General features: G+C 41.8%; 10 protein-coding genes. 4 read left to right on the forward strand and 6 right to left on the reverse strand.

Translation table 11 applies throughout. The features are described from left to right. Positions 1–42: 42 nt before the first annotated feature. A complete protein-coding gene (locus V7K32_RS01500; RefSeq protein WP_334989680.1) occupies positions 43–2,280 on the reverse strand; it encodes an ATP-binding protein in 2,238 nt (745 codons plus the stop codon). Positions 2,281–2,925: 645 nt separating this feature from the next. On the opposite strand from V7K32_RS01500, the gene V7K32_RS01505 reads away from it, so the two are divergent. Next, positions 2,926–3,852, forward strand: coding sequence for a cobalamin-binding protein (locus V7K32_RS01505; protein WP_334989682.1), 927 nt, complete (start codon positions 2,926–2,928; stop codon positions 3,850–3,852). Between the two features lie 726 nt (positions 3,853–4,578). On the opposite strand, the gene V7K32_RS01510 is transcribed toward V7K32_RS01505, so the two are convergent. From V7K32_RS01510 to V7K32_RS01520, 3 genes are all read right to left on the reverse strand, one after another. Continuing rightward, positions 4,579–4,881: a TMEM165/GDT1 family protein gene (locus tag V7K32_RS01510; protein ID WP_334989684.1), complete on the reverse strand. Its 303-nt coding sequence runs from the start codon at positions 4,879–4,881 to the stop codon at positions 4,579–4,581. Positions 4,882–5,009: 128 nt separating this feature from the next. Then, positions 5,010–5,438 carry a TMEM165/GDT1 family protein gene (locus tag V7K32_RS01515; RefSeq protein ID WP_334989688.1) on the reverse strand — a complete coding sequence of 143 codons (429 nt, stop codon included), beginning with the start codon at positions 5,436–5,438 and terminating at the stop codon, positions 5,010–5,012. Between the two features lie 101 nt (positions 5,439–5,539). Continuing rightward, positions 5,540–5,890 carry a YkgJ family cysteine cluster protein gene (locus V7K32_RS01520; protein WP_334989690.1) on the reverse strand — a complete coding sequence of 117 codons (351 nt, stop codon included), beginning with the start codon at positions 5,888–5,890 and terminating at the stop codon, positions 5,540–5,542. A 206-nt stretch (positions 5,891–6,096) separates the two neighbouring features. Here V7K32_RS01520 and psb30 point away from each other — a divergent pair, with 206 nt between their 5' ends. Then, the gene (psb30, locus tag V7K32_RS01525; protein WP_199784655.1) at positions 6,097–6,231 is read left to right on the forward strand and encodes a photosystem II reaction center protein Ycf12/Psb30; all 135 of its coding nucleotides are present in this window, start codon (positions 6,097–6,099) and stop codon (positions 6,229–6,231) included. A gap of 312 nt (positions 6,232–6,543) precedes the next feature. On the opposite strand, the gene V7K32_RS01530 is transcribed toward psb30, so the two are convergent. Beyond that, on the reverse strand, positions 6,544–8,649 hold the full coding sequence (locus V7K32_RS01530) for a single-stranded-DNA-specific exonuclease RecJ (protein ID WP_334989691.1): 2,106 nt from the start codon (positions 8,647–8,649) through the stop codon (positions 6,544–6,546). Between the two features lie 83 nt (positions 8,650–8,732). After that, positions 8,733–9,158 (reverse strand): hypothetical protein, encoded by a 426-nt coding sequence (locus V7K32_RS01535; RefSeq protein ID WP_334989693.1) that lies wholly within the window; start codon positions 9,156–9,158, stop codon positions 8,733–8,735. Between the two features lie 822 nt (positions 9,159–9,980). On the opposite strand from V7K32_RS01535, the gene V7K32_RS01540 reads away from it, so the two are divergent. Together V7K32_RS01540 and V7K32_RS01545 are read left to right on the forward strand one after the other, a co-directional pair. Further along, positions 9,981–11,549, forward strand: a complete 1,569-nt coding sequence (locus tag V7K32_RS01540; RefSeq protein WP_334989695.1) for a metallophosphoesterase family protein — start codon at positions 9,981–9,983, stop codon at positions 11,547–11,549. 490 nt (positions 11,550–12,039) lie between these two features. Next, entirely contained in the window at positions 12,040–12,798 is a 759-nt protein-coding gene (locus tag V7K32_RS01545) for a YebC/PmpR family DNA-binding transcriptional regulator (protein ID WP_334989697.1), read from the forward strand. Positions 12,799–12,808: the final 10 nt, after the last annotated feature.

Here is a 12,808-nt window from a genome sequence, read left to right on the forward strand (position 1 = left end):
ATATCTTTTTGTGGCGAAAAATATGAATGCGATCGCTCCGGTCTAAATTGGTTTTTCATTAATCTGAAAATCGCTATAATTCAAATATCGTGTCAATATTGACTCTAATTGAACTACCCGAATGGGTTTGAGAAGATAGTCGTTACCACCAGCTTGCAGAATAGAAAGCTTCTCCTCTGGAAGTTCACTATAGCCCATCATTACCACCTGCAAATCTGGGAAATAAGGCTCTTGTTTGAGAACATTTAGCAAACCACAGCCACTAGCATCACCTACTAACTGGACATCCAATAAAATTAAATTTGGCTGGAGGTTTCGCACTTGTTCTAAAAAGTTATTTACACTGTCTATCCACTTAACTTTATAGCCAATTGTCTGGAGATAATCTTGCAATACTATAGCAGTATTTTCTTCTTCTTCCACAAGTAAAATGATTTCATTGTGGGGGGTAGCTGGAGAGGAGGTTAATGCTGTGTCTTGCTGAGATCCTTCATTTTGCTCTGTTTGCATATTCACTGAATTTGGTAGAATTGGTAGAAATATAGTGAACTGACTACCTTTTCCCAAAGTGGATATAACAGTTACGTCTCCACCATGCAAACGCGCTAATTTGCGTGTTAAAGCTAAACCCAAACCAGTGCCTTCATACTGACGATTTAAGCGGCTGTCAAGCTGTTTAAACGGTTCAAATAGAAATTCAAACTGATTTGAGTCTATACCAATTCCAGTATCTGAAACTGTAAAAGTTATCCCTTGCGGGACTTTTTTGGCTACCAGCGATACCTGACCAGCTGGGGTGAATTTAATCGCATTGGTGAGCAGGTTGAGTAGCATTTGCTTAATGCGCCGTTCATCACCAATACAAATATCCTCTTCTATGTCAATTTGACAGGTGAGTTGTAATCCCTTTTCTGCGGCGCGATCGCGCACTGTCCATATAGCATAATTACATAAATCTGACACTGGCAAAGGTGAAAATGACAGTTCCTCTTTCTCTGCTTCTACCTTAGATAAATCAAGGATATCGTTAATCAGCGCCAGCAGATGTTCACCACTACTATATATACAACTTACATATTCGTTCTGCTTTTCATTGAGAGAGCCAACTATTTCTTCTTGCAACAACTGCGACAAACCCATAATTGCATTGAGAGGTGTCCGCAACTCATGGCTCATGGTTGCTAAAAATTCACTTTTTGCCCGATTGGCAGCTTCTGCGGCTTCTTGAGAAGCACGAAGTTTCAACTCTGTTTCTTTACGCTCAGTAATGTCCTCAATCATCGCTAGAAAAAACTCAGGTTCACCATTGCTGCTTGGTATAACAGAAACAGAGATATGAGTCCAAATTAAGCTACCGTTTTGATGCAGGCAGCGTTTTTCCATCTCAATCCGATGTCTTTCGACAAACTGTTCCTGATGTTTAGAGGGTTGAAAGCCTACCCTCGAAGTTCTCTTCAAGTTTGTATTCATTCCTGACATTAGTTGTTTGTAAAGTTTTAAATCCCCCCTTTGTGTGGAAATGTAATCTGTAAAGTGCTTGCCGTATAACTCTTCTCGGCTATATCCTAAAATCTCGCACAGTGCCAGATTAGTATCGACTATCTGCGCTTTCATATCTATAAGTCCAATACCGATAGAAGAATGCTCAAAAATCGCTCGAAATTGCGCCTCGCTATGTCGCAATGCTTCTTGTGCGAAGTTTCGCTCCTTCGCTTCTATAGCCAGCGTCACGAAATCTGCAATCGAGCCAGCAAAAGTCTCTTCCTCCAAAGTCCATTGGCGTTCCTCGCCTATGTGTTCGTGACACACTACGCCTACCAAACGACCCTCTAGCCAAATCGGTGCATCCAGTAGGGATGTGATGCCCAAAACTGAAAGATAGGACTCGGATAATTCTTGGGTTCTGCTATCCTTTATGGCATCATCTGCGGCAATGGTACGTTCTTCTTCTAAAGCCTGGAAATAAGCTGGATAATTTTTTCCTGAAAGCGAGTTACCAAAGCTATGCGTCTTGGTGCTTACATCATATAAATCGATGCATTCAATTTTGGAACGTTCTTGATTATATAACCATACACTAACTCGCCTGACTAAAAGCGTCCGAGCCGCAGCCTCTGTGATTTCCTTTAAAGCCCCATTGAGATCACCTTGCTGAAATCTCTTGCTTCTTGCCAGCTGCACCAACGTCTGACTTTGTTTTCGGCGACGATTTTCTTTGATTTGTAAAGCGTTTTGGGACTGGTTGCGCTGTGTAATATGTCTAGCTGACACCACCTGCATGAGTTTACCTCAAGAATAAATAATTTTGCTTTGGAGTTTTATCGAAAAAATAGAACTGTCTTTGTATAACTACAACTACTCGATCTGGTTTTTCATAAACGAATGTATATTTTTTCTAATTAAAATTTATGAATCTGGATCGCAAGTTAAAGTTAATATTTTTCTCATCGCTTCTATTACTTCATAATAGTGATTTTTGCCAGGGGATAATTAGCATTTCAAAGAATTAGACTATTAAGTAATTCTACTATTAATTAGTATAGTATTTTCAATTTGGGTCTAAGCACTAGGCTCTGTAACTGATAATAATTATGTATGAAAATCCGTCAAAGTATATAAAAAACTAACCGCAAAGAACGCATAGACACGTACCCCTACGGGAAAGCAAGCTACGCTTTGCGTCTGGTAGAGAAGTGGTTTCCCATAGGGTAGGACACAAAGAAAGAAAAAATAAAAAACCAAGAAAATTTGGCGTAGCCTCATAAAGAAATGGCAGGAGGACTGGAAAGACTCTTCCCAATACTGAGTTTAATTTATTGCTGAGTGTTGACTACTAAAATACGCTTAATTCTCCTAGAGAAAGATGTCTAATGACTCAAATTTTGCGAAAATTGAAGTAACGGCAGGTTTTGTGGAGGTGGAGCGATGACGGATAGTAATGTGAGAATTGTTTCCCTAATTCCGGGTGGAACAGAGATTTTAGCGGCAGTAGGCTTGGTTGATGCTATTGTGGGGCGATCGCACGAATGTGATTACCCTCCAGAAATCCTCGATCGCCCCATTTGTACTGAAGCACGCTTAAACTCCAATGCCTCTAGCAGCCAAATTCATGATCAAGTAAGCAATTTATTGCAATCTGCTCTTAGTATTTACCAAATCAAAACAGATGTTTTAGAGAAATTGCAGCCTACTCACATTCTCACTCAAGACCAGTGCGATGTTTGTGCTGTGACCTTACACGATGTTGAAAAGGCAGTTGCTACACTCATTGAGAGTAAACCGCAGATTATTTCTTTACAACCCAATCTTCTCCAAGATATTTGGGCTGACATTGAGCGAGTCGGCAACACCTTTGGCGTAGACTCGGTTAAAGTCATAGAAAACTTAGAAGCTCGCGTCAAAATTTGTCAGCATAAAATCCAGGGACTTTCGTTAAATGAACAGCCTACTGTCGCCTGTATCGAGTGGACTGATCCTTTGATGGTAGCCGCCAATTGGATTCCTGAATTAGTTAACTTAGCAGGAGGACATTCTCTATTTTGCGCTACAGGTCAGCCTTCTGCTATTTTGCCGTGGGAAACACTATTAACAACCGATCCTGATGTAATTGTTTTTATGCCTTGTGGCTTTGATTTAAATCGCACTCGCCAAGAAGCCGATTTATTAACTCAACATTCAGACTGGGAAAAACTGCACGCTACCAAATCTGGTAGAGTCTACATCACTGATGGCAATTCTTACTTCAATCGTCCAGGGCCACGACTGGTAGATTCTCTAGAAATTTTGGCAGAAATTTTGCATCCAGAAATTTTTCAATACGGCTACAAAGGAACCGGTTGGGAAACGTTGTAAAGAAGAATTCACAACTCAAAAGCAAAGCCAAAGACGCTTTGCCGAGGCGTCAGAATTCACTATGAATTCGAGTCTGGCTGAGTGATAATAATGTACTTTTAATTTGCATAACCAGGGCGGGCAAGATGCCCACCCCACAATAGTTTTACTCCCAGGTAATATGCAAGTTAAATGTCCAACAGCTTATTTATTAAACGTGGAGAACCCCACCCCGCCCAGGGCTATTTCGTTCTAGACATAAACCGCCCAGAACTAAAGTTCCAGGCTAACAGCCCAACTCCACTAAAGTGGACTAAAAACCTTTATTAGTCGTCTTTAGACGAATGAGTGCTATTAGCCTCAGAATTTATTCTAAGGCGGGCTAGATGAGAATGAAATAGCCCTGCACCCCGCCAAAGCTGTGCTTTGTCTCCCCTAAGAGCCTGCGAGAAGTGGGTTCTTTTATTATGGGTAATTCGGATATAATATGATATTAAACCGCGTCTATCTTGAAACCTGTAGTTCTTCGATGATGAAAAGAATTTGCCCTCATTCCCCAACCCCGAATCCCAGAGAGAGGGATTCGGGGAGCCAGAATTTCAAAGTCCCTCTCCCATATCTGGGAGAGGGATTTAGGGTGAGGGCAAAAACTACGGTTCTCAACTTAGATGAGGTTTAGTTTAAAACCTTGGCGGGTTCTAATCCCCCACGAAGAGTAATTCTGATTCCTAGATTCTGAATTCTTTTTTAAGGTGTTTGTTCAGAATCTGTCGATGGTTCATTGTTAAATAACAGCAGACGTGCAGCGAGGATGGCAAATCCCACAGCAGCGATCGCTTTTAACAAGCGTGTAGGTAATAATTCTGCTACTGCACCTCCTGCTAATGCTCCCAACAGACTTGTCAACAGTAATGCACCTGCTGCACCCAAAAATACTGCACGCCCAGAATTATAACGTCCTGAAAGTGCGATCGCGGCTAGCTGACTTTTGTCACCCAATTCTGATAAAAAAACTGTAATAAAGCTCAGTCCTAAAAGATGCCAATTCATATTATTAAGGGGGAGTGGGGAGTGGGGAGATGGGGAGATGGGGATGGGGAGTGGGGAGATGAGGGAGAATAACTACTAACTTCTAACTTCTAACTTCTAACTCCTAACTCCTAACTCCTAACCTGTAATTAACCTTGAAATACATCCCAAAAGAGCATTAGGGAAATTACTAACAACATTACGCCTGCTGATTTTTCTACAGTTTTTGGGCTGAGTCGGGTGGCTATCCAACTACCTAAAAGCACGCCTAATAAGCTGGTGGTTATCAGCGCAGCCGCAGATCCCATAAATACCACCCACGGCGAATGAGATTCTGCACTCATTAAGAGGGTGGATAACTGAGTCTTATCTCCAATTTCTGCTAGAAAAATGGTTACAAAAGTCGTACCAAAAACTACTAGCACTGATTGCTGCTTTTGAGGACTATCGGCAACTACAGCCTGAACTGACGGAGCGATCGCAGGAGTTAAGTTAAAATCATTGCTGTCTTTGGGTTCTAGGTCGCTCTCAGTTTGAGATATGCCAGAAATGTCCAAAGGAGCAGAGTCAAGTTTCACAAGCAATACTTTTGTTGCGAGGTTGTTTTCATATTTCTATCATATTCTCAGATTGTTGTAATAAATTGCAACTCCAGATACTAAAACGAACAATGGGAGTGTTACAGCCCAACAGCTTTATTGAAGCGTAGTATTTCCAGACTGCGATCGCCGTATACTCCTTCTATTTGCTGGCGACAGCAGTCAATAGCAAAATCGTTAACTTCTTCTGGTTCAACGCCATACATATCTTGAAACACTTCTGATTCGACACGGCAGAAGCGCGGACGATCTGAGTAGATGCGACATTCTCGCGTGGTATGGTCGAAGTTAACGCACCATCCATCTTCGCCTACCATGCTGAGGTAGAGTTCTAGTTCTGGTGGAGAGAGATACTCATCCAAATCGGGACGTTCTGCTGGATTGAGATTACAGCAGGCTCCACATTCTTTTACACATTGCCAAGTTGCCATTTTGGATTGGGGGTTGGGGATTGGGAATTGGGGATTGGGAACACTCTTCCCCAGTCCCCAGTCCCCCTATTTTACGTTTTTATGTCTTTTGTTATAATTTTGTTAAGTAAATTAAATCTAATAGGCCATAGTCATATATGATCAATTGCGGGTTTTGTAATTAAGTTATTGAATTTTTTAAGGCAATTGAGAGGAGAAAAAGAAAAATGTTTGACTCTTTGTTTAACGCTTTTACCAGTATCAATTGGGAAGTTATTTTCCAATTACTGTCCGTGGCGCTAATTGTGATTGCTGGGCCAGTGGTAATCTTTTTGCTGGCTTTTCGCAACGGCAATCTATAATAAGAGTTCTGAGTGCTGATTGAGAGTTAGGAGTCAGGAGTTAGGAGTGAAAAATTAAATTTTATTCTCAACTCATAACTCATAAATCATAAATCAGTACTCACAGTGTCACTGTCACAAGTGATAAGGAACAAGAATTAAATAACATACAATTTATGTCCCTAGCTTACCTCACCCTCAATCCCTCTCCGATATATTGGAGAGGGATCGTGATAATTGATGAAGTTTTGCATTTTATTTAATCCACGTTCCTAAGTTAATTAAAAACTCCTAACTTATAACTCCTAACTTATAACTCCTAACTTATAACTCCTAACTTTTAACTGATAACGCCTGAAGGGCAGCTTGGATAATACTGTCATACTGCGGCTGAGAGATATCAACTTCTTTGGCGTTTTGACGATTAGTGCCGAGTAAACCGATTATATGTCCTGGCTGCATGGCTAAGACTTTACCTTCAGTATTTTTAATTCTTAATTCTGCTTCAATACCGTTTTTATAGAAACCACAAGTATACTGTCGCTGATTGTACTCAAAGGTGGTAATTGACGGGGTAGGTGGCGAAGTAAAAAATTGTTGAAGCTGAATTGGCAATCTGACTCCTATTAATTCTAGCTCGATGGTGGTGTTACCGTTAAAGTAATTTTCTCGTAGTTTGTAAGCAACATCGACTCGCTGCGGTAGGCGGAAATAGTCGCCCCAACGCCAAGCGATCGCTTTGATTTTATACTCATGATTATCAACAGTTTGGGCAATTGTCAGTTTAATGTGACCCTTACCGACGATTTTTTGCTCAACCACTTGAACATTAGGTGTCCAGAAAACTGGATCGGGGTTGTCCATACCGCAGGGGTGTAGAGCATTAAGCTGTTGATAAAGCTGTTGATTGATGTGATTGAGGTTGACTTCGGCATCAATTTTGAGCAGAGGCTTGAGATGCTGCGGTTCAAGGCACTGGTTAGCAAACTCAATCAAACGCGATCGCACCCTCTGTAAATTCTCTGCTGGAAAAGAGAATCCCCCAGCTGCTTTGTGTCCGCCAAATTTCCCTAGTAAATCGTGACAATATTCCAAAGCTTCAAACACATGAAACTCTGGAATTGAGCGTGCAGAACCGCGTATATGTCCCTCATCCTCATAAGTACCGATGAACACGGGAACGCCGTAGCGTTCTACCAAGCGGGAGGCGACAATCCCAATAACGCCATGATGCCAATTGGGTTGAACAACAATTAATACACGATCTTGCTGTAGAGACGCGATATATTGCGTCTCTACATAAGCGATCGCTTCTTCTTCAATTTGCTGACACATCTCCTGGCGACTGGCGTTGACTTGTTCGCACTGCATTGCAAGTTCCAGCGCCACCCCCATATCATCTGTAGTCAGCAATTCAATCACAGTTTGGGGATTACCAATCCGACCAATAGCATTAATTCGTGGCCCCAAGCGAAACCCGATATCTTCAGGCTTGAGCGATTTTGGATTTTGGATTTTGGATTTTGGATTTTCTCCCCTACTCCCCTGCTCCCCTGCTTCCCCTGCTCCCTCTCCCCTCGCCTGTACGCCGCCTACCTGAATTAACGCCTGTACTCCAGCTAAGTTGGATTTGGGTAAATGCTGTAAACCACGTTTCACCCAACGGCGATTTACGCCAGTTAACGGGGCTAAATCTGCGATCGTTCCCAGCGTAAATAGTGCTAGCATCGGTTGAATCAAGCCCTTAGTCTCCCCTAGCTGTTGTGCTAGACACACTGCCAATATGTAGGCAACACCAACACCAGCAACACCCCGATAAGGTGAGGATTCGGCTATTAGTTTGGGGTTGAGAATAGCATTAGCTGGGGGTAATTTTTGGGGGATATCGTGGTGATCGGTGATAATAACTGCAACACCAAGTTCTCTAGCTCTAGCAACTGGTTCAAATGCAGAGATGCCATTATCTACAGTCAGAATTAATCCTACACCTTCGCTGTGGAATTCTTCAACTATGCGTTTATTGATCCCGTAACCTTCGTGCATCCGGCTGGGAATAGCATAATCTACCTGTGCGCCTAAAGTGCGGAGACTACGCAAAAGTAGAGCAGTGCTGGTCATCCCATCAGCATCGTAATCACCGCAAATAGCAATTTTTGTTTGAGAAGCGATCGCATTTTGCAACAATTCCAAACTAATCGCCAAATCTGGGAAATCTTCCAACGGCGAAGGTAAGACTAAAGACTCTGGATTTAAAAATGCTTGTACTTGTTCTGGTGTTTCCATACCCCGATTAATCAACAACTGGCTGATAATCGGTGAAATATTTGTCAAAGCTGCCAGATTTTGGGCAAATTCTGGTTTTTGTGGATAAATTTGCCAGCGCTGATCAAGTAAGCGCCTGTGAGGGTTTGAGAGTTCAGATACAGGTCGGTCTAGCACAATATAAGTTAGGAGTTAGAAGTTATAAATTAGGAGTTTTTAATTAAAAGTTATTTCTTAATTCGTAACTCCTAACATTTCTGTTAAAACACGTTGATTCTACCATCATCCATAATATACAACGAGCGATCGCCAGGAGAGCGCAAAGTCGGACGGAGTTCGAGCCGCAATGTACCAAAGTTGGGTTTCGAGACAATTGCTTGTAGTGATAAACCCTTTTCGCTCCAAAATATCAAAGATGTATTTGGTTCTGTACCCTCTATTTGTTCTAGATTTAATTTCTGTCCTGGACTCAAGGATATTGCATCAGTCCCAGAGGGTTTTTGGATTTTAATCAGGTTGGGTGTGCTATTTCTAACTTCAACCCGGATGTGTTGCCCAGGTGTAAACTGAATTGGGTGTGAACCACACTTAGAGGCACAAGTTCGAGCTAAAGTAGCACTGGGATTATTGATTGATGCAACTATAACGGTAGCTGCAATTAAAGCAAATGACAGAGGCTTAAACATAATACACAGTATAAGTACTAAAGTTAAATGTTACTTTAATTTAGTACTATTAAGCCTCAGCATATTTTCCCGAATTAACGTAAATTCGACGAAGCAATAATTTGTTTTTCAGGAATCTTTATATAGACATCTAAAAGTGCCAGAAATCCTCCATAAAAGACCTTTATACCTTCAACATTGAAGACGCTATTAAGTAAGTGGGCGCAAATAATCATCACTGGTTCGTAGTTGCGCTTTAGCGAAGACAGCGCAACTACAAGCTAAATACAGAGATTTTACTTTTCGTTACATAGTTTGGTTTTATCTTGCCTACCTACTTATCTTGGTCGTGTGTGTACATGGTAGCCGAGTCAAAGAGGGAGAGGTTCATTGAAATTACTTAACATTAGTTGAATTGGTGGCTTAGGGACTTCCAGGAAATAAATTATCCAATCTTGTGGGGTGGGCAACATGAGCGCCTTTGACTATGGGCGGGCGAGACGCCCACCCTACAATAAATAGTTGTATATTTTTTTATTTGGAAGTCCCTTAGGCAATTTTGAAAAATCGATATAATTCGTAAGACAGGTATAAGTATCTTCACTAGCTATTACCTCGTCTACTCTACTCGTATTGTTACAACCCGCTTAGGATATACTAAAAGCACTTTTTGTAAACAATGAGCATTTTCAACAAGCAGGTTTTCAAGCATTACTGCGAGAAAATTTGCCTTAAATATTGGGAATTGGTTATTAATTCTTCTCCCTCATCTTCCCCTACTCCCCACACCTTATTATTTCGTTACAATCAGCATGTGCATTAGGCATTCAAGAGTTATCAGCCATGAAATTGATTTCCGATCCACCGATTCCTGTAAAAATTCAAAAGATGAAGGAACGGGTACGGTGGATGCATCCAAGTTTTGTACAACGGGGAATTGACCAAACCAGCATACTTATTGACGATCGCAAGCAGGATAGTCCAGAATTTTCCTTTATGGTAATCGGTGATTCCGGCACCAAATCTCATTCTCGACAACATCCCCAACGAAAAGTCGCCGAACTAATGCTGACTCACCGCGATGATTGCAGTTTTGTGTTGCACACAGGCGATGTCATCTATGTGGTGGGTTCCCAAGAGTATTATTCAACAAACTTTATTCAGCCTTACCGGGAATTTATTGTCGGTGGCGATAACCCAAAAGACATTCCTTACGATCGCATGGTGTTTAATCTGCCATTCTTGCCAGTACCAGGTAATCATGATTACTACGATGTTCCGTTGATGTATCGTTTATTAACTGGAACAACATCTTCATTACGTCGCCTGTTGCGCTACAAAGATATCGAAATTGGTTGGCATGGATCGTATCAAGGTAATGCTTATGCACGAGCATTTATGGACTATACAGGGGCGATGTCTTCCCCAGAATTAGAACGTCATTTAGATCGACACTATACTGCTAAAACCGATACAGGGCGCTGTTTGCGTTACGAACCTGGACAGTTTACCCGCTTACCCAATCGCTATTACACCTTTCGTTACGGCGGGATTGATTTTTTCGCTTTAGATTCCAACACCTTTAATACACCATCACCCTTACCTGTAACTAAAGAAGGGGAAATTTACCGCCGGGAATTGCAAAAGCGTCGTCAGGAAATTGATCGAGAAGAATTGCAGATATTGGGAATATGCGATAGTCTTAACCCCGATAAACCCACTGAAGCTGAACAACTTGATGAACTTAGCGCCAAATTAGATCAAATAAACGAGATTAAAATCGACATTGAAAAACAATTGGCATCTGATAAAATGCCTGCGATCGACTTTGAACAACTTGAATGGTTGCGTAGCAGGCTAATCGAATCTTGGAACAACTCCGAAGTGCGCGGACGTGTAATTTTTTTCCACCATCCACCCTATGTCACCGAAGCTACTAAATGGAATCAAGCCCAAACCCTGGCGGTTCGCCACCGCTTGCGCTGGGTATTTGAACAAGTCGCAGAAACTCTTGGTTCTTTAATTAAAGAACGTCCCATAGTCGATTTGATTTTAAATGGTCACGCTCACTGTTTAGAGCATCTTTGCACAACTGATACCGGATTTGCTGACTCTGGCATTAACTGCATTATCTCTGGTGGTAGTGGTCATCGTCCCCGCTATCAACGCCAAGAGGGGACTGAATTGATGGAGACTTTTACCGAAATTGCAGGTAAACCGACTCGCAAAGTTGCCGATTCAACGCTTTTTGTGGGCCGTCATGATTACAATTTCCAGAACCGCCTGCCTTACTCATGTGTGCGGATTGATGTTTTGGATGGTAGCCCACCTAAGTTTATCATCAGACCTCTGATTACTGAACGGGTTGAAGATGAGTGGTGTAACCGCGAACTTGAACCTTTTGTGATTTAAACAAAAAACCTCACCCTGGTTATGCTACGCTTTCACCTGTCCCTCTCCAAAGCATTGGAGAGGGATGTCCGCCAGGACAGGGTGAGGTTTTTCAAGGATTTTGGGTAATCGGATCGCTTGTGTGTACAGCGTAGACAACACTGTTATAAATGCGATTGTAACCAGGAAATATCGGACGCAATACTGCTCGGTTTTTGGATTTTTCGATAGTGTTTTAGACCTGTAGAGACGCGAAATTTCGCGTCTCTACACAAGGTTTTTAGTCTTATCCGAGTAGTATTGATATCGGACGCGATCGCCCAGATTTAGCTTGTCGGTGCGAATAAATCGCAATATGTTTAGTAATGTAAAATTATTGTAATCTGATTTCGTAGTAAGGACTTCAGTCCTTACTACAAACCTTTAACTATTTACGCCGTTTTACTTAAAGTTGTGGTTATTGCAAGCGTTTATATCTTAATCTTAAATAGAGTTTTGATAATTTCAGATTATGGCAGGACATAGTAAATGGGCAAATATTAAGCGCCAAAAAGCGGTAGTAGATGCAAAAAGGGGAAAAACCTTCACTCAGTTATCTAGGGCGATTATCGTTGCAGCTAGAAGTGGCGTAGCAGATCCGGCGCTGAATTTTCAACTTCGCACGGCAATTGACAAGGCAAAGGCAGCGAGTATTCCCAATGATAATATTGAACGAGCGATCGCTAAAGGTGCAGGTACTTTGGGCGGGGATAATGCTACTTTTGAAGCGATTCGCTATGAAGGTTATGGCCCTTGTGGTGTAGCGATTTTAATCGAAGCCCTCACAGATAATCGCAATCGTACTGCTGCTGACTTGCGTGTAGCTTTTAGTAAAAATGGTGGCAATCTTGGCGAAACAGGTTGCGTTAGCTGGATGTTTGATCAAAAAGGCGTTTGTGTAGTGCAGGGTGTGGTTGACGAAGAACAGGTTTTAGAAGCATCTCTCGAAGGCGGTGCCCAGTCTTATGAGATGACTGAAGATGAGATGGCTGAGGTATTTACTGACATTGGCAATTTAGAAACCCTTAGCCAGACACTCAAGGATCGAGGCTTTAAGGTAACTGATGCCGAATTCCGCTGGATTCCCACTAATAGTGTAGAAGTTACCGATCCAGATCAGGCGCGATCGCTTTTCAAGTTAATTGATACTCTAGAAGGCTTGGATGACGTGCAAAATGTCACAGCTAACTTTGATATAGCAGAAGAATTGATGGCTCTGAGCATTTCTTAATTAAAATTCA

This window comes from Nostoc sp. (assembly GCF_036917635.1).
In the GTDB taxonomy this organism is placed as follows: domain Bacteria; phylum Cyanobacteriota; class Cyanobacteriia; order Cyanobacteriales; family Nostocaceae; genus Nostoc.

Bases quoted from the DNA above. Each gene is read 5' to 3' on its own strand.
- V7K32_RS01500 (WP_334989680.1), bottom strand. From the start codon at position 2,280: ATGCAGGTGGTGTCAGCTAGACATATTACACAGCGCAACCAGTCCCAA.
- V7K32_RS01505 (WP_334989682.1), top strand. From the start codon at position 2,926: ATGACGGATAGTAATGTGAGAATTGTTTCCCTAATTCCGGGTGGAACA.
- V7K32_RS01510 (WP_334989684.1), bottom strand. From the start codon at position 4,881: ATGAATTGGCATCTTTTAGGACTGAGCTTTATTACAGTTTTTTTATCA.
- V7K32_RS01520 (WP_334989690.1), bottom strand. From the start codon at position 5,890: ATGGCAACTTGGCAATGTGTAAAAGAATGTGGAGCCTGCTGTAATCTC.
- psb30 (WP_199784655.1), top strand. From the start codon at position 6,097: ATGTTTGACTCTTTGTTTAACGCTTTTACCAGTATCAATTGGGAAGTT.
- V7K32_RS01535 (WP_334989693.1), bottom strand. From the start codon at position 9,158: ATGTTTAAGCCTCTGTCATTTGCTTTAATTGCAGCTACCGTTATAGTT.
- V7K32_RS01540 (WP_334989695.1), top strand. From the start codon at position 9,981: ATGAAATTGATTTCCGATCCACCGATTCCTGTAAAAATTCAAAAGATG.
- V7K32_RS01545 (WP_334989697.1), top strand. From the start codon at position 12,040: ATGGCAGGACATAGTAAATGGGCAAATATTAAGCGCCAAAAAGCGGTA.